This is a genomic window from Obesumbacterium proteus, assembly GCF_001586165.1.
GTDB lineage: Bacteria > Pseudomonadota > Gammaproteobacteria > Enterobacterales > Enterobacteriaceae > Hafnia > Hafnia protea.
The window spans coordinates 571,099-588,200 of the sequence record NZ_CP014608.1 but is presented as its reverse complement, the minus strand read 5'-3'; the positions used below and the strand labels follow the sequence as shown (position 1 = coordinate 588,200).

16 protein-coding genes are annotated in these 17,102 nt (G+C 49.6%); 9 read left to right on the top strand and 7 right to left on the bottom strand.

Annotated features, from left to right (window positions below; translation table 11 throughout):
* Positions 1 to 97 precede the first annotated feature (97 nt).
* Both DSM2777_RS02855 and DSM2777_RS02850 read left to right on the top strand, forming a co-directional pair.
* Entirely contained in the window at positions 98 to 1,507 is a 1,410-nt protein-coding gene (locus tag DSM2777_RS02855; RefSeq protein ID WP_061553111.1) for a nucleobase:cation symporter-2 family protein, read from the top strand.
* A gap of 135 nt (positions 1,508 to 1,642) precedes the next feature.
* Positions 1,643 to 3,319, top strand: coding sequence for an AsmA family protein (locus DSM2777_RS02850; protein WP_061553110.1), 1,677 nt, complete (start codon positions 1,643 to 1,645; stop codon positions 3,317 to 3,319).
* A gap of 42 nt (positions 3,320 to 3,361) precedes the next feature.
* Here DSM2777_RS02850 and DSM2777_RS02845 read toward each other — a convergent pair whose 3' ends face one another.
* From DSM2777_RS02845 to DSM2777_RS02835, 3 genes are all read right to left on the bottom strand, one after another.
* Positions 3,362 to 3,937, bottom strand: coding sequence for a DcrB family lipoprotein (locus DSM2777_RS02845; RefSeq protein ID WP_046457308.1), 576 nt, complete (start codon positions 3,935 to 3,937; stop codon positions 3,362 to 3,364).
* A 94-nt stretch (positions 3,938 to 4,031) separates the two neighbouring features.
* Positions 4,032 to 4,490, bottom strand: coding sequence for a GNAT family N-acetyltransferase (locus tag DSM2777_RS02840; protein ID WP_061553109.1), 459 nt, complete (start codon positions 4,488 to 4,490; stop codon positions 4,032 to 4,034).
* 76 nt (positions 4,491 to 4,566) lie between these two features.
* Positions 4,567 to 5,232: a 7-cyano-7-deazaguanine/7-aminomethyl-7-deazaguanine transporter gene (locus DSM2777_RS02835; RefSeq protein WP_025797284.1), complete on the bottom strand. Its 666-nt coding sequence runs from the start codon at positions 5,230 to 5,232 to the stop codon at positions 4,567 to 4,569.
* 231 nt (positions 5,233 to 5,463) lie between these two features.
* Here DSM2777_RS02835 and tusA point away from each other — a divergent pair, with 231 nt between their 5' ends.
* A complete protein-coding gene (gene tusA / locus DSM2777_RS02830; protein ID WP_040045256.1) occupies positions 5,464 to 5,715 on the top strand; it encodes a sulfurtransferase TusA in 252 nt (83 codons plus the stop codon).
* Here the strand turns inward: tusA and DSM2777_RS02825 are convergent, their stop codons facing one another.
* The 4 genes from DSM2777_RS02825 to DSM2777_RS02810 all read right to left on the bottom strand — a co-directional run bounded on the left by DSM2777_RS02825 (position 5,716) and on the right by DSM2777_RS02810 (position 8,757).
* On the bottom strand, positions 5,716 to 6,735 hold the full coding sequence (locus tag DSM2777_RS02825) for a LacI family DNA-binding transcriptional regulator (protein ID WP_061553108.1): 1,020 nt from the start codon (positions 6,733 to 6,735) through the stop codon (positions 5,716 to 5,718). It abuts the gene before it with no gap.
* A 120-nt stretch (positions 6,736 to 6,855) separates the two neighbouring features.
* On the bottom strand, positions 6,856 to 7,515 hold the full coding sequence (locus DSM2777_RS02820; protein ID WP_025797291.1) for an OmpA family lipoprotein: 660 nt from the start codon (positions 7,513 to 7,515) through the stop codon (positions 6,856 to 6,858).
* A 207-nt stretch (positions 7,516 to 7,722) separates the two neighbouring features.
* The gene (locus DSM2777_RS02815; RefSeq protein WP_025797293.1) at positions 7,723 to 8,175 is read right to left on the bottom strand and encodes an N-acetyltransferase; all 453 of its coding nucleotides are present in this window, start codon (positions 8,173 to 8,175) and stop codon (positions 7,723 to 7,725) included.
* 3 nt (positions 8,176 to 8,178) lie between these two features.
* The gene (locus DSM2777_RS02810) at positions 8,179 to 8,757 is read right to left on the bottom strand and encodes a DNA-3-methyladenine glycosylase I (RefSeq protein WP_061553107.1); all 579 of its coding nucleotides are present in this window, start codon (positions 8,755 to 8,757) and stop codon (positions 8,179 to 8,181) included.
* A gap of 220 nt (positions 8,758 to 8,977) precedes the next feature.
* On the opposite strand from DSM2777_RS02810, the gene DSM2777_RS02805 reads away from it, so the two are divergent.
* The 6 genes from DSM2777_RS02805 (at position 8,978) to DSM2777_RS02780 (ending at position 17,062) form a co-directional block, all read left to right on the top strand.
* A complete protein-coding gene (locus DSM2777_RS02805) occupies positions 8,978 to 9,499 on the top strand; it encodes an autotransporter domain-containing protein (RefSeq protein ID WP_061553106.1) in 522 nt (173 codons plus the stop codon).
* A 163-nt stretch (positions 9,500 to 9,662) separates the two neighbouring features.
* A complete protein-coding gene (gene glyQ, locus DSM2777_RS02800; protein WP_061553105.1) occupies positions 9,663 to 10,595 on the top strand; it encodes a glycine--tRNA ligase subunit alpha in 933 nt (310 codons plus the stop codon).
* Positions 10,596 to 10,602: 7 nt separating this feature from the next.
* Positions 10,603 to 12,672: a glycine--tRNA ligase subunit beta gene (glyS, locus tag DSM2777_RS02795; protein WP_061553104.1), complete on the top strand. Its 2,070-nt coding sequence runs from the start codon at positions 10,603 to 10,605 to the stop codon at positions 12,670 to 12,672.
* A 150-nt stretch (positions 12,673 to 12,822) separates the two neighbouring features.
* The gene (locus DSM2777_RS02790; protein WP_061553103.1) at positions 12,823 to 13,542 is read left to right on the top strand and encodes a DUF3053 domain-containing protein; all 720 of its coding nucleotides are present in this window, start codon (positions 12,823 to 12,825) and stop codon (positions 13,540 to 13,542) included.
* A 212-nt stretch (positions 13,543 to 13,754) separates the two neighbouring features.
* Positions 13,755 to 14,579: a DNA damage-inducible protein D gene (dinD, locus tag DSM2777_RS02785; RefSeq protein ID WP_061553102.1), complete on the top strand. Its 825-nt coding sequence runs from the start codon at positions 13,755 to 13,757 to the stop codon at positions 14,577 to 14,579.
* A gap of 500 nt (positions 14,580 to 15,079) precedes the next feature.
* Positions 15,080 to 17,062, top strand: coding sequence for a PTS mannitol transporter subunit IICBA (locus DSM2777_RS02780; protein ID WP_061553101.1), 1,983 nt, complete (start codon positions 15,080 to 15,082; stop codon positions 17,060 to 17,062).
* Positions 17,063 to 17,102 lie beyond the last annotated feature (40 nt).

The following is a 17,102-nucleotide window of genomic DNA, read 5'->3' as shown; positions in this document are numbered from 1 at the left end:
AAAGTCTCATCCTTTTTAGGTAAATTTATGCGCAACCGATTGCTTTTGTGACGACTATCATTAAAATGCGTGCATTGTTGCTTCTGGAATATGGATTATGACCACGCCATCCACTGAGTTCGACCAAGTTCACTCTTCAACCGCGAAGCCTAGTGCGACCGCGCCGACCAAAAGTGAGCTGATATATCGTCTCGAAGACCGTCCACCTCTCCCGCAAACCCTTTTCGCTGCCTGCCAACATTTGCTCGCCATGTTCGTGGCGGTGATTACGCCCGCGCTACTGATTTGCAAGGCGTTAGGTCTTCCGGCACAGGACACGCAACACATTATCAGCATGTCGCTATTTGCCTCAGGGCTAGCGTCTATCTTGCAGATTAAAACCTGGGGCCCTGTTGGCTCGGGTTTGCTGTCGATTCAGGGAACGAGCTTTAACTTTGTTAGCCCTCTGATTATGGGCGGAATGGCGTTGAAAAACGGCGGTGCCGATATTCCAACGATGATGGCGACGCTGTTTGGAACGCTAATGCTGGCTTCCTGCACCGAGATTATCCTGTCGCGTTTCTTGCACCTAGCACGCCGAATTATTACGCCATTGGTCTCTGGCGTGGTGGTCATGATCATCGGTCTATCGCTGATTCAAGTCGGCTTGGTTTCTATCGGCGGTGGCTACAGCGCCATGAACGATCATACCTTTGGCGCACCGGGTAATTTAATGCTGGCCGGTTCCGTTCTGGTAGTCATCATTTTGCTTAACCGTCAGCGTAATCCGTATTTGCGCGTTTCTTCGTTGGTGATCGCCATGGCCGTTGGTTACGCGCTGGCATGGGCGATGGGTATGCTGCCAGACACCAGCAATATGGAGAAAACCACCTCGCTGCTAATGGTGCCAACGCCGCTCTATTATGGTTTGGGCATTGACTGGAACCTGCTGATCCCGCTGATGCTGGTCTTTATGGTGACGTCTTTAGAGACTATCGGCGATATTACGGCGACCTCAGACGTATCCGAGCAGCCCGTTTCTGGCCCGCTCTACATGAAGCGACTGAAAGGCGGCGTTCTCGCCAACGGACTTAACTCGATGCTGTCGGCGGTGTTTAATACCTTCCCTAACTCCTGCTTTGGCCAGAATAACGGCGTTATCCAGTTAACCGGTGTTGCAAGCCGCTATGTGGGCTTTGTGGTCGCCCTCATGCTGATTGTGTTAGGCCTGTTCCCTGCGGTGGCGGGTTTTGTACAGCACATCCCTGAGCCCGTTCTAGGCGGCGCCACCATCGTGATGTTCGGCACTATCGCGGCATCTGGCGTTCGTATTGTCTCGCGTGAGCCATTAAACCGCCGCGCCATTATGATTATGGCGCTCTCCTTAGCCGTTGGTTTAGGGGTTTCTCAGCAGCCGTTGATTTTACAATTCGCGCCGGATTGGATGAAAACCCTGCTGTCCTCAGGCATTGCGGCTGGCGGTATTACTGCCATAGTCTTAAATCTGGTTTTCCCACACGAAGATTAATACCGCATAAATGGCTAAAAAAGGTCGGATGTTTCTGCATTCGGCCTTTTTTATTGGTGTTTACATTTCATCCCTTGAGCCAGCCTACTTAATACGGCATAAACTAAAGCACCTTTGGCCTGAAGGACTAATGCCGTGAAATTTATTGGAAAACTACTCTTAATCCTGCTCGCGATTATCATCGCACTGGTTATTGTGGCTTATGTGATTGCACAGACCACGTGGGGCGCGCGCCACATCAGCACTTGGGTGAATGAAAATACCCCATATCGATTGTCGCTTGGAAAAATACACCACGACATTCGCGACCCTGCTGAAATGACATTACATGATGTCACGCTCGCTAACGCCGGCCAGCCTCCTTTTCTACGCGCTGAAAAAATCAGTTTATCGCTCAGCGTGCGCCAGCTAACCGAACCCAAAGACTTCGATAGCATCACGCTCGAAAATGGATCGCTAACGCTGTCAGCCACGGCTCAAACCGCACTGCCAATTCAGGCCCAAAGCCTGCGCATGCTCAATATGCAGGTGCAACAAAATGAGCCTCAGCAAAAACTTAACGCGTCACAGGTCAACGGCTATGTTTCACCGTGGCAGCCCATTTCAGGGCAAATTTTTGGCAAAAACAACCAATTTCAGTTCAGCGCAGGCAAACTAACGCTAAATGATATTCCTGCACAGAACGTACTGATCCAAGGCAATGATAAGCAGGGGCTACTCACAATAACCAACGCTGGGGCTGAATTTGCCCAAGGCCAAGCCACGGGTGATGGAATACGTAAAGCCGATGGAAGTTGGGTCATCAATAACTTACGCCTAAGCAATCTCCACTGGCAGACGAGCCAATCTCTAGACGCTTTCTTTGCGCCGCTGAAGCAGCTTCCGGCAATCACGCTAGGAAAAATAAGTATTACCGATGCCAAACTGGAAGGTGCAGGCTGGGCGCTCAGTGATTTAGACGGTGAATTGAACGGCGTAACGTGGAATAACGGCAATTGGCAAAGTGATAAAGGGACTATCGCCTTTAATGCTAACGATATCATCGTGGGCAACGTGCACTTTGTTGAGCCTATCTTTAGCGCCGATCTTTCCAATGCGGGAGTGGCGATAAAACAGCTAAGTACTCGCTGGGAAGGCGGTTTGCTGCGAGCAAGCGGCAACTGGTTAAGCAGTAACCAACAACTTACCCTCGATGAAATTACGCTCATTGGCTTGGAATATACGCTACCGCAAAACTGGCGTGAAATCTGGCAAACGCCGCTGCCGACTTGGCTAAACGATGTAATAGTCACCAAGTTCTCCAGCAGCCGAAATCTGATTGTCGATATCAACCCTGAATTCCCTTTCCAAATTACCGCGCTGGACGGCTTTGGCAGCAACGTTCGCTTAGTTCATAACCGCCTGTTAGGTTTGTGGGACGGCCAAGCAACCTTCAACGCCAGTGGCGCAACGTTTAATAAGGTCGATCTGCAAAAGCTTTCTATTAGCTTGAACGCGAACGACCAGCAAATTAGCGTCACTGAACTCAGCGCGTTATCGCAAAAGGGAATTTTGGAAGCAACCGCATCGCTCACGCAGTCTGGGCGCCAGCTCAGCTTGGATCTCAAAGGGAAAGCAGTACCCGCCGATCAACTGGTTGAGTGGGGATGGCCAGCATTACCGATCAAAGGTGACGTCAATATGCAGCTAGGATTAAAAGGCGTGCTAACTGGTGATGCACCGCTTAAGCCTAGCGTAAACGCCACGCTGAGCGCGCAAAATGCGAGTGGGCAACAGGTTACACAGAAGATGGTTAACGGCGTAGTAAACTAACATTCTAGCCCTCCCTACAGCAGGGAGGGCTTTTGCAAAAAATTACTCGGTAATCTTCAGCGTATTAATCACACCGTTAGCAATATTAGCCGCTTCCTGTTGATTTTCACCCGGCAGAGATACCTGCATGGTCATCAACTGATCGCCAGCTTTAGCCAGTACGATGCTGGAATAGGAAACTTGGCCTTTGGCCGTTTGCAGGCTATTCACTTCCTGAGCTGGCTGCCCACTTACTTCAATGCTCTTATCAGAAAGCACATTCAGGCTTGGATCACGAGATTTCTGTTGTTCAACCAAGCGCCCGCTCAGCGTGCTCAGGCTGTCTGCTGGCAGCGGAGCCATAATCACAATGATCGCCTGCTGACCGCTCTTATTGGCGTAAACGTGCATGCTGTTTGATTGAGAACCTAGCTTGCCACTTTGGTCAGTTAGGCCCGCCGGTAGTGTAAAGGTCACTTTCCCGTTAAGCAGGCTTATGTTCTCTCCGGCAGGTACGCTAGCTTCTACCGGTGTAGATCCTTTGGCAGCAGAGGTGGTGTTATCAGTCGACTGGCCATCACACGCGGCAAGTCCTGCCACGAGCAAACCCACTCCCATAAACTTCACTAAATTACGCATGGTAATTCCTTCTATTGTCCTAACGTCTCGATTGACCAATAAACGTATCGCACCTTATCGGTGCACTAAATGCAAGTAACATATTGTAGCTTCGCTACTTATCATTGGTTCCGTGCGTTAGACACTTCACCAGTCGGACTCGGTTATCGGCTATGTTGTCAGCCACTTCTAGCTCAGATAACTGGTAGCCGTTTTTTATGAGCATTATCAGCATAGCTGGAAAACAGTTTCTGGTTTTCACTTCGATACGCTGATACCCATGATTTAAAGCCCAATCTTCCTGTGTATGCAATAGGACTTGGGCTATTCCGTCGCGGCGGGAGTGAGGAAGTACACCACCTAACCAACTATAGAAAGTGGTGTCGCTAAGCGCATAACCCAACTTAAAACCGACAGGTTTTTCATTTTTATAGGCGACTAATATACAAGTTTCTTTATTATTCAGTCGGTTAATTAAATCTTGCAGGCTATGTAACGCGGAGAATTCGGGCAGTGATGTATAAAGGTGGTGAACATCTTCAACGGTGGCGTGTTTGACGTTAATCGCGGGCATGACATCCTCCGAGGTTCAGGGACATCAGCATATACGATACCGAGAAAAAGCGCTTCTCGGTATCGCGATACGTTTTTTAATTCAGCTGTGGATGCGGGTCTTGGCGGTTAGCTGAGAGATACTTCAGAACCACGTTGAGCATAACGCCGTACATTGGCAGGAAGAAAATCAGGCTGATCAGCAGTTTAAACGTGTAGTCCACCAGCGCAATCTCAACCCAGTTCGCGGCCATGAAGGGGTCTGTGCTGTGGTAAAACGCGATAAAGAAGAATGCCAAGGTATCGCTGATATTACCAAACAACGTTGAAGCCGTTGGTGCCACCCACCACGCACTGCGCTGACGCAGGCGGTTAAAGACATGTACGTCTAGGATTTGCCCCAGAACATAGGCCATGAAGCTTGCGGTCGCGATACGCGCCACCATCACATTAAACTCGCCCAACGCGGCAAAACCTTGCCATTCCCCCTGAAAGAACAGCGCTGAAATACAATATGAAATCAGCAGCGCAGGCGCCATAACCGCCAGAATAATTCGACGAGCCAAAGGCGCGCCAAACACACGAACGGTGAGGTCTGTTGCCAGGAAAATAAACGGGAAGGTAAATGCGCCCCACGTGGTGTGAAAACCGAAAATCGAGATCGGCAACTGCACCAAGTAGTTACTGGACGTAATAATCAGAACGTGAAAAACAGAAAGCCAGCAAAGGGCTTTCATCCGCTGTTGCGGAGTAAAATCAAACATATTTTGGCCTTTTTGGAGATTGGGGTGAGGGAACCCAATGAAAATGTGTGCATCTGAGATGCGGCACGGATGATACCGCGATAATTTGCACATGCAATGGTTAATTTTAACGCAAACGTTCACGTCCCTTGCAGACTATTTTTCAGCAGGTAAACTAGAGGCGTTTTAAACTTCACTCAGCCGTAGCCCTTCGCCAGTACGATTGCGCAAACCGGCCTTCAGAGAAAAACCATGACCGATCTTTTCGCTAATCCTGATAAAACGCTGGATGCACTTGGGCTTCGCTGCCCTGAGCCTGTGATGATGGTGCGTAAAACCGTGCGTCATATGGATGATGGACAAACGCTGCTGATCATCGCGGATGATCCGGCGACCACCCGTGATATTCCGGGTTTCTGTCGTTTTATGGATCATCAACTGATTGCACAAGAAACCGAGCAAGCGCCCTATCGCTATTTGTTACGCAAAGGGACTCCCGCCTAACTAACGCAACGTTGAGCCTCGAACGATAAGCTCGCCCGGATATTTTTGCTCAACGGTAGGCTGTGCGTCGCCTTGGATGCGGTTCACTAACAGCTCTAGCGCAGCGTAGCCGATCTGATAGGTCGGCTGCTTAAGCGTGGTTATCCCCGCCCCCGCCAGCTCTGCCCATTCCAGTTCATCAAAGCCAAGTAAGCCAATATCACTGCCCCAATTAAGGCCTAAACGACGCAGGGAGCGAGCAACCTGAAGGGTTAATGCACCGTTGGCAGACATCACGGCTTTACGCATACCCCGATGCTGATGACAAAACTGGCTCAATGCCTGATCGAGAAGTTCACCTTTGTTGAGCACAACTTCGGCATGGCAGGCGATCAGCTCAGGGCATTCCGCCATAGTGCTTTGAAAAGCATGCAAACGCTCAAGCCGAGTATTGACCAACCCCAGCGGCTCACTTAAAAACATCACCGCTTCAAAGCCCTGCTCGATTAGATGCCGAGTCGCTTCAGTGGCGGCGCGTTGATTGTCTAATCCCACCATATCGCAGGAGAAGTCGGGTATTTTTCGGTCAATCAGCACCATGGGCAGCAACGACTGTTGTAGCTTAGATAACGCTTCTTCACGCATACCCACCGCATTAACCACTAAACCCTCAACGCGATAGCTGCTTAGCAGCTCAAGGTAATGCTGTTCCTGATTGATTTCGTTGTTAGTGTTACACACCAGCAAAGTGAAGCCTTGCACACGACAGGCTTCTTCAACGCCGCGCAAGACGTCCACAGAGTAGGGATTGGTGATATCAGCAATGATCATCCCGATAAGGCGAGTTTGCCCGCCTTTTAAGCTGCGAGCCATCTGGCTTGGGCGGTAATTAAGGCGTTGTATGGCTTGTTCGATGCGCTGTTTGAGATCGTCGGACAGCAGGTGTTGTTCGCCATTTAAATAGCGCGAAACGCTCGTTTTGCCGGTTTTAGCGGCCTTGGCGACATCACTGATGGTGGCGCGGGTTCCCTGACTGCTCACGACGTGTTCCTCTGAAATTCAACGGATAGGCAAATTTAGCATAACCACAGGGGAACTGATGAGATAAGGTTGAGGAAATAGCCTCCTCAGGCAAAACAGGAGGCTAAAAGAGGGCATGAATTACATCGGGCTTAATGTAATTTCAACACGACGGTTCTGAGCTTTGCCTTCTGTCGTGCTATTTGACGCGATTGGGTTCGCTGGGCCCATGCCCTGAGTACGAACGCGGCTTGCTTCAACGCCCTGAACAATCAGAGAACTTGCGACGCTGTCGGCACGCTGCTGAGAAAGACGCATATTCAGATCTTGGCTACCGGTACTATCGGTGTAACCCACCACGTTAACTGCAGTCTTAGGATACTCTTTTAAAACCATCGCCACGCCGGTCAGGGTATTGGCACCGGCCGGTTTCAAGGTGCTGCTGCTGGAGTCGAAGGTCACATTATTTGGCATATTCAGCACAATGTTGTCGCCTTGACGCGTTACGCTCACACCGGTACCACGCATTTTGTCACGCAGTTTCGACTCTTGAACGTCCATATAGTAACCCGCACCACCGCCTAATGCCGCGCCAGCTGCCGCACCAATCAAAGCGCCTTTGCCGCGATCGTGCTTAGAAGAGGACAGAACACCCACGCCCGCACCAACCAACGCACCTAAACCTGCGCCCACACCCGATTTACCCGCTTCGGATTCACCGGTATACGGGTTAGTTGTACAACCAGACAGCAGCAACGCAGCGCATACTGCGCCAGCAATACAGAAACGGCTTTTACTCATTATGGAACCTCATCTTGCACAGAGCGTAATCGCTCAAGATATTTGCTGTAACAGGCCAGTAATCCACTGACCCAAAAAAATAGTGCCCAAACCGTGAATCGGGATCTACGGCGGTGGCATTTCAGCAAATTCCCATTAAAAAATAATGGTCACAATTCCTAAAATTCCAATAAATTAGACAAATACACGCCAAATAGCAGGATTTGTTTAATCCTCAAGCCAAGCGCCTGGGGTTTTCTCCCATAACATAATGGCCGTTTTATGCTGAGTATCCTCATTGAACTGGGTATCTTGAATATGAAATCCCTCACGCTGATAAAAACGCAGCGCGCGGTGATTCTCCAAATACACCTCGAGCATCAGCTGTGGAAAAATCATCTTCACATGCATCATCAGCAATTGCCCAACGCCTTTTCCGTGGTAGCGCTTGTCCACGAATAAAGCACCAATAAACTGCTGCTCCAGCACGCTAATAAACCCGATAATTTCACCCTTATCTTCCGCCACCCACGTCAGCGCATTCGGTAAATAGGTATCTCGCACTACGGCTTCGCTTTCATGCCAATACTGCGCAGAAATAAACGGGTGCGCCTCGGTAGTGCTAACCAGCCACAACGCCATAATGGCCGGCATATCTTGCTTTACTGCTGGGCGAATCATGGCTTAGTGCTTCCCACAAAAGCAGGTTTTGACGTGATCGTTCACCATGCCGCTGGCTTGCATAAAGGCATAACAGATCGTTGAACCAATAAACTTAAAGCCTTTCTTCTTCAACGCCTTGGACATCACATCAGAAATCTCGGTTTTTGCAGGCACGTTGGCGAGAGTTTCAGGACAGTTTAGCTGCGGTTTGCCTTCGGTAAATGACCATAAGAACTGAGAAAAATCCTCACCCTCTTGCTGCATTTTCATATAGGCACGGGCGTTAACCACGATGGCATCTAATTTCAAACGATGGCGAATAAGACCGGCGTCCTGCATCAGCACATCGATATCCTCATCCGTCATCGCCGCCACCTTGCGCGGATCGAATTGATGGAAAGCATTACGATAGTTTTCACGTTTCTTCAGCACGGTTATCCACGAAAGCCCCGCCTGTTGTCCCTCAAGGCACAGCAGTTCGAATAGATGAGCATCATCGTAGACGGGCTGCCCCCATTCATTATCGTGATAGCTGATATACAGGGGATCGGATGAGACCCAACCACAGCGAATTTTTTTATCTTCAAACGTCTGGCTCATAATCCTATTCCTTGTGAGAACCCCGCGGCGAATCATGGGGATTTTAGTGCTGTTTACAGGGCAACAATGCCGACAACGTGAGAGACAACTATAACGCTTCGCGAAGCGTTAACTATTTATTTCAACCGACCTTGACGCAGTCGCAACCTCGTCAAATAGTTAAGAGTGCAGCACCAAAAATAATAACGAATAACGCCTCCCTTTTAATGGAGTGGCATCAATGATTAGACCTCTGGCATCGGTTTGTTTAGTGAGTTGCGCCCTGCTCTCATTACCCGTTTTGTCGTATGATTTAAAAGATGTTTTTTTTAATAGCAGTGACACGAACGATATCGTGCCGCTCGATCGCGCTTCAACGTCCATTGAACCGGGGTTTTCAACGCATTGGGTGGGCAGCAACTCGCTGGCCTCTGCGGCATTGAATCCAACTACCCAACAACAAGTTGGCTCTTTGGGCTGGCGGTTAGATTCCAATCTAGAATTGTTTACGCCCTATGCTGAAATTAGCTATCAGCGTTTATCGAGCAACGAGTCTTATAAACAGGTGGGAGAATTTAGCTCGCCGCAAAACTTATTTAGCCGTGAGATCCCCAATCAAGAAGCTCACTGGGTTGATGTCACCGTGGGTGCCAATATTCCACTAACCGATTATATGGCCGCCTTTGCCGAGCTATCGCAGACCAATCGCCTCAATAACAGCGAGCAATTTATATACAATATTGGCGTGAGCGCCAACTTTTAACTCGACCTTCACGGAGAATGTTCCCAGCCTTTGCCACGTTTTATGGCAAAATACACGCAAAATCCCACCCTTTGAGACGGGATTCGGGCTGTATATCTTACGTTCAGGCGGTATACTGCAACATTCTATATAAATCCACTTGTATCGCGCGAACTCATCCAATATGCAAAAGTTTGATACCAAGACCTTTCAGGGGCTGATCCTGACTCTGCAGGACTATTGGGCGCGCCAAGGCTGCACCATTGTTCAACCACTGGACATGGAAGTTGGCGCTGGCACCTCACACCCAATGACCTGCCTGCGTGCACTCGGCCCAGAGCCGATGGCAACGGCCTACGTGCAACCATCCCGCCGTCCAACCGATGGCCGCTATGGCGAAAACCCTAACCGCTTGCAGCACTACTACCAGTTTCAGGTAGTCATTAAGCCATCACCAGAAAATATTCAGGAACTGTATCTGGGCTCATTGAAAGAGCTAGGTTTAGATCCGCTGGTGAACGACATTCGCTTCGTCGAAGACAACTGGGAAAACCCAACGCTGGGCGCATGGGGCTTAGGCTGGGAAGTGTGGCTTAACGGCATGGAAGTGACTCAGTTCACTTACTTCCAGCAGGTTGGCGGCTTGGAATGTAAGCCGGTAACCGGTGAGATCACCTACGGTCTGGAACGTTTGGCGATGTATATTCAGGGCGTAGACAGCGTCTACGATCTGGTATGGAGCGACGGCCCGCTGGGTAAAACAACCTACGGCGACGTGTTCCATCAAAACGAAGTGGAACAGTCCACGTATAACTTTGAATACGCAGACGTCGATTTCCTGTTCTCCTGCTTCGAGCAGTATGAGAAAGAAGCCAAAATGTTGTTGGAGTTGGAAAAACCTCTGCCTCTGCCAGCGTATGAACGCATTCTGAAAGCCGCACACAGCTTTAACCTGCTGGACACGCGCAAGGCGATCTCGGTGACCGAACGCCAACGCTACATTCTGCGTATTCGTACCCTGACCAAAGCGGTCGCTGAAGCTTACTATGCCTCCCGTGAGGCGCTGGGCTTCCCAATGTGTAAAAAAAGCGACGATTCTAAATTAGAGAATATTTGAGGCAGCCATGACCCAACAAACTTTTCTGGTGGAAATCGGCACCGAAGAGCTGCCACCGAAAGCGCTACGCTCTCTGGCAGAATCTTTTGCAGCTAATTTTACCGCTGAACTAGATAACGCAGACCTCGCCCATGGCGAAGTGACTTGGTTCGCCGCACCGCGCCGCTTAGCATTGAAAGTCGCTGCGCTGCATGAATCTCAGCCCGATCGCGAAATTGAAAAACGTGGTCCAGCCATTGCTCAGGCATTCGATGCTGAAGGCAAGCCAACCAAGGCTGCCGAAGGCTGGGCTCGTGGTTGTGGCATCACCGTCGATCAGGCTGAACGTCTGACCTCCGACAAAGGTGAATGGCTGCTGTTCCGCGCGCATCAAAAAGGCCAGAGCGCACAGCAACTGCTGCCAACGCTGGTGACCAATGCACTCGGCAAGCTGCCAATTCCAAAACTGATGCGCTGGGGCGACAACGACACTCAGTTCGTGCGTCCGGTTCATACCGTCACGCTGCTGCTGGGTAGCGAAGTGATCCCTGCTACCATTCTTGGCGTGCAGTCCGATCGCGTGATCCGCGGCCATCGTTTCATGGGCGAACAGCAGTTCACCATCGATAACGCCGAGCAATATCCGCAGATCTTGCTGGAACGTGGCAAAGTCATCGCTGATTACGCCACCCGTAAAGCCATCATCAAACGTGACGCCGAGCTGGCTGCGCAGAAAATCGGCGGCATCGCTGATATGAGCGAAAGCCTGCTGGAAGAAGTAACTTCTCTGGTTGAATGGCCAGTGGTGTTGACTGCCAAGTTTGAAGAAAAATTCCTCGCCGTACCTGCTGAAGCGCTGGTTTACACCATGAAGGGTGACCAGAAATACTTCCCTGTGTATGACGCTGCCGGCAAACTGCTGCCAAACTTTATCTTCGTTACCAACATCGAATCTAAAGACCCACAGCAGATTATCTCTGGTAACGAGAAAGTTGTTCGTCCACGTTTAGCCGATGCGGAGTTCTTCTTCAAGACCGACCGCAAACAGCGCTTGGAAGACAACCTGCCTCGCTTGGAAACCGTTTTATTCCAGCAACAGCTGGGAACGCTGCGCGACAAAACCAACCGCATTGAAGCATTGTCCGGTTGGGTTGCAGAGCAAATCGGCGCTGACGTCAATCTGGCGACCCGCGCTGGCCTGCTGTCCAAGTGTGATTTGATGACCAACATGGTCTTCGAATTCACCGATACACAGGGCGTTATGGGCATGCACTACGCACGCCACGACGGTGAGAACGAAGAAGTTGCTGTTGCCCTGAACGAACAGTATCAACCACGCTTCGCCGGTGACGCACTGCCAGATTCTCTGGTGGCATGTTCTGTCGCGATTGCCGACAAAATGGATACCCTTGCCGGTATCTTCGGCATTGGTCAGCATCCTAAAGGTGATAAAGACCCATTTGCTCTGCGCCGTGCTGCGCTGGGTGTATTGCGTATTATCGTTGAGAAAAAGCTGCCGCTGGATTTGGTTACGCTAACTGAAGAAGCTGCGCGCTTATACGGACAAAAGCTGACTAACGCGAACGTCGTTGATGACGTGGTGGAATTCATGCTGGGCCGTTTCCGCGCTTGGTATCAGGAAGAAGGCCACAGCGTTGACACTATTCAGGCTGTACTGGCTCGTCGTCCAACCAAACCAGCAGACTTTGATGCGCGCGTGAAGGCGGTTTCACACTTCCGCACGCTGCCTGAAGCCGCTGCGCTGGCTGCTGCCAACAAGCGTGTTTCCAATATTCTGGCTAAATCAACTGAAGTGCTGGGCGATCACGTTCATGCTTCCGTATTGAAAGAAGCGGCAGAAATCAAACTGGCAACCCATCTGGTTGTTCTGCGCGATAAGCTGGAACCACTGTTTGCTGAAGGTCGCTACCAAGAAGCTTTATCCGAACTGGCCGCGCTGCGTGAGCCAGTAGATAACTTCTTCGAACAAGTGATGGTGATGGCTGACGATGAGCAAGTGCGCATCAACCGCCTAACCCTGCTGAGCAAGCTACGCGATTTGTTCCTACAGGTTGCGGATATTTCTGTTCTGCAGTAATCCCGAGAGTAAAATAAAGCCCGCCTTTCGGCGGGTTTTTTACTTTCTGGCTGTTATCCCAAAATTATCAGGTTAAACTAACTTGATGAGTAGAATTTCAACAGAATGATATCGACCGAATTTTTTTCGCGTGGTTACAGGAGTAATTACATGTCATTTGCAGTAACTAAACAGGCACAGCGTTGGTTGATGCCAATTTTCGCCCTCATTATGGCGTTTCAACTAGCTGGCTGTGGCGACAACGATAAAGAACAACGTAAAGCTTTCATCGACTATCTGCAAAATACCGTCATGCGTGGCAGCATCACCGTGCCAACCCTGAGCGAAGACCAAAAGCAGAAACTCGGCAACTATGTCAGCGATTACGCGATTTTAGTGACGTTTTCACAGAATTTCAGCCGTTCTATGGATAGCAGCTTAAATCCGCTGTTTACCACTATCGATCAGATCCGTGTTCCTCAGGATTACCTGCTAAAACGTGACGACCTGCGTCAGGAATCCGGTGCACTAAACCTGCTCGGCCAACAGATTCAAAGTGCTAAATCGACCGCAGACACGGCGCGTGCTGCACTTAAACAGCCTGATGATGTGAAGGCAGTTTATGACCAAGCCTTTGCGAAAGTCGTTACCGATCCGGCAAATGCCGTGATGCCAATCATTCCTATGGCGGCTAGCCTGTCACAGGACCTGATTCAGGTCGGTGATTTCCTGCAAAGCATTGGGACTCAGGCACGCTTTGATAACCAAAGCATCCAGCTACAAACCCAGCAGCAGGTCGATCAATACAATCAGTTAATGACCTCAATTGCTGCCAAGCATCAAGAATTGTTAAATGCGAAAAACCGCAGCGCGGCTATTTTCCAGAATTAATCTTTAGGCAACGCATTTCCATCTCGTAGCCTTATTAAATAGCCGAAACACCCTGTCAGCCTTAGTGCTCACAGGGTGTTTTTCTTTAACGAAGGCAACGCTATTCCTTCGTTGCACATCCAGCAAAAATCTAGATATGAGATATTGCTTCCAGCAACGTCACCACCAATCGATATCATCTCCAAACATCATGCAATGACATGGAGCGAACCATGAACAAGCATCACCAGCCTTTCGAAGAAATTAAACAGGTAGATGAATCTGGGTCTGAATATTGGTCTGCAAGAGCGCTGGCAAAGCTGCTGGATTACTCAGAGTACCGGCATTTTGTTCCTGTATTAGAGCGGGCGAAAGATGCGTGTTTAAACAGTGGGCACAACGCTGGTGACCATTTCGAGGATGTCCTCGATATGGTCAAAATTGGCTCTGGAGCTCAACGAAAGCTAAAAGATATCACCCTCTCCCGTTATGCCTGCTACCTCGTGGTTCAAAACGGCGATCCTAGCAAACCTGTCATAGCGGCAGGTCAAACATACTTTGCACTTCAAACCCGACGCCAAGAATTAGCTGACGACGAAACATTTAAGCGTTTACGCGAAGATGGAAAACGTTTGTTTCTGCGTAATGAATTAAAAGAACATAACAAACAACTCGTTGAAGCGGCTCAACAAGCCGGTGTTGCAACCACGATGGATTTTGCCATTTTTCAGAACCATGGATATAAAGGCCTCTATGGCGGGCTAGACCAAAATGCCATCCACCAACGTAAAGAGCTTAAAAAGAGTCAAAAAATTCTCGATTTCATGGGATCTACTGAATTAGCAGCCAACCTGTTTAGAGCAACACAAACAGAAGAAAAGCTACGTCGTGACCAGATAAAATCAAGGCAACAAGCCAATCAGACACATTTTGATGTGGGCCAAAAGGTTCGGAAAACCATTGAAGAGCTAGGCGGCACCATGCCAGAAAATCTTCCTGTTCCTAAGCACAGCATCCAACACATAGAATCCACCACTAAAAAACTGAGTAAAAAATAGCTTAGCAAAGCTAGCGCTGCAAACTTGCATGCACCTAGCTTCGTAAGCCACTAGATTGCGTAATGCTGGCTACTTAACCAGATTGTGTGGTTTTTTTATACCCAAAAAACACTACATGTAATTTTACAACGCGTTGGGTGAAAACCTGAGGTGTGTCGATGGCGTGCTGATGGGATGAAAAATAACTTGTGAAGAGAATCACAATTTAAAAACAAAACCACTAACAACTTAAGTGATTTGCGTCACATAAAATCACCTATGACGGGCGATATTTTAACTTTGTAGCAGACTTTCAGTCTACTTATGTGACCTGCATCACCAAAAACACCCCGATAGAGGGGGGCGTTACGAGATCAAGATCACAAATCCCCCACGGGGTACGCGAGATGAAAACGGCGTGATAGAGTCGATTTTGCATACAGAACGACAGGACGGTTTTTGGCGAAACCACCACAACTATTACGACGCGCAACATCTTAGCGCACCACGAGGGGTGTTTTATGTTATCACCAGATATCAAGGTCAAGGTACAGAATTTTGGCCGCTTCCTCAGCAATATGGTGATGCCCAATATCGGCGCATTCATCGCATGGGGTTTGATTACCGCTTTATTTATTCCTACTGGCTGGCTACCAAATGAGACATTAGCCAAGCTGGTCGGCCCAATGATCAGCTATCTGCTGCCATTATTGATTGGTTACACCGGTGGTCGTTTAATCGGCGGCGAGCGCGGTGGCGTCGTGGGTGCGATTACCACCATGGGCGTGATTGTTGGCGCAGATATGCCCATGTTCATGGGCGCAATGATTGCAGGCCCATTAGGTGGCTGGGCAATCAAACGCTTTGATCGCTGGGTTGACGGCAAAATCAAAAGCGGCTTTGAAATGCTGGTGAACAACTTCTCCGCGGGCATTATCGGTATGCTGCTGGCGATGTTGGCATTCATGGCGATTGGGCCGTTGGTGGAGTCGCTGTCAAAAATATTAGCGGCTGGCGTCAACATTATGGTGCAGAACAACCTGCTGCCATTAACGTCTATCTTCGTCGAGCCCGCCAAGATCCTGTTCCTAAATAACGCCATCAACCACGGCATCTTCTCGCCGTTAGGCATTCAGCAGGCAACAGAAACCGGCAAATCCATTTTCTTCCTGATTGAAGCAAACCCAGGTCCAGGGCTAGGTGTTCTGCTGGCTTACATGTTCTTCGGTAAAGGCAGTGCAAAACAGTCTGCTGGCGGTGCCGCAATCATCCATTTCTTCGGCGGTATCCACGAAATCTATTTCCCGTATGTGTTAATGAATCCACGTCTGATTCTGGCCGTGATTCTGGGCGGCATGACCGGCGTATTCACGCTGACGCTCTTTAACGCGGGCTTAGTCTCCCCAGCGTCTCCGGGTTCTATTTTTGCAGTCTTGCTAATGACACCAAAAGCCTCGCTCATCGGTGTCGTGCTGTCGATTATGGCTTCAACGCTGGTTTCATTCTTAACGTCTGCCATGTTGCTTAAACGCGCTCGCGTCGGTGATGAAGAAAGTAACGGCTTAGCGGAAGCCACTCGCCGTATGCAAGGCATGAAACAACAGTCTAAATCCGGTGGAAAAGTGACTGGCGTAGAACCTCAGCCAGCCATGCGTGCCACGCTTGATTTATCTAAAGATTTACACCATGTGCGTAAAATTATCGTCGCCTGTGACGCGGGAATGGGCTCAAGCGCGATGGGCGCGGGAGTTCTGCGTAAAAAGGTAAAAGACGCAGGGCTGAACCATATTTCCGTGGTGAACTGCGCGATTAACAGTCTGCCCGAAGACGTTGATCTGGTGATCACTCATCAAGACTTAACCGAACGCGCAATGCGCCACGCCCCACAGGCGATGCATATATCATTAAGCAATTTCCTTGATAGCGGACTGTATACCGATCTTACAACCCGTTTACTGGCGGCTAAACTGCCACAGGCGGCAAACGACAACCGCTTGATCAACCAAACTATCATCGCCGCTAACGATGATTCATTTGAATCAACTGACCGCGAAGAGAATCTATTTAAGCTCAGCGCAGCCAACATCTTCCTGAACTTAACCGCTGACACCAAAGAGCAAGCTATTCGCTTTGCCGGTGAAATGCTGGTATCTGGCGGCTATGTAGAACCGGATTACATCGACGCCATGCTCGCTCGTGAAGCACTCACCTCAACCTATCTAGGAGAATCTATCGCCGTTCCACACGGCACCGTAGAAGCCAAAGACCGCGTATTACGCACCGGTATCGTCATTTGCCAATACCCTCACGGCGTTCGATTCGGTGACGAACCAGACGACGTCGCTCGACTGGTTATCGGCATCGCCGCACGTAATAACGAGCACATTCAGGTCATTGCCCGCTTAACCAACGCACTGGATGACGAAGGCGTAATTGAACGTCTGGCGCAAACCACCAGTGTTCAGGAGATTTTAGATCTTCTGTCTGGCGAACAAGCGGCATAAGGCAATTACACGGCGTCGTTCACCGCAGCTAGTCGGTCCT